Genomic DNA, 422 nt, shown 5'->3' on the forward strand with positions numbered 1-422 from the left:
TGACCTCGATCCTCAAGGGAACTGCTCTAAAACGTTAACCGGACAACGTGATTTTAAGTTTGAAGAGACGGTGGCTGCTTTGTTTGATAAGCCTAAAGTTGTGTCCATTGTCGATTTAATTCAACCTGCACAGATTAATGGGAACTCTATTGAAAACCTCTATGTCGTTCCCGCTGATGTTCAGTTGTCACGTGTCATCGAAACATCACTGACAAAGATTAATCGTGAACGAATTTTAGAAAAGCAATTAGCGAAGTTAGGTGACACCTATGATTTCATTCTTCTTGATACTCCACCAAACTTATCCCTAACGACTCTTAACGCAATCCAGGCTTCAGACCTTATCTTGATCCCTGTAGATTCAGGTGCATTTTCATTAGACGGCATTAGCTCTTTACTCGAAGCTGTCTATGAAATTAAGG

The 422-nt window shown here is 40.5% G+C and carries 1 protein-coding gene; it reads left to right on the forward strand.

Translation table 11 applies throughout. The features are described from left to right. The coding region (locus AB4653_RS23430; protein ID WP_372105443.1) for a ParA family protein at positions 1 to 422 on the forward strand (422 nt) is incomplete at both ends.

The organism is Vibrio sp. 10N.222.48.A3 (assembly GCF_041475345.1).
GTDB classification, from domain to species: Bacteria; Pseudomonadota; Gammaproteobacteria; order Enterobacterales; family Vibrionaceae; genus Vibrio; species Vibrio tasmaniensis_A.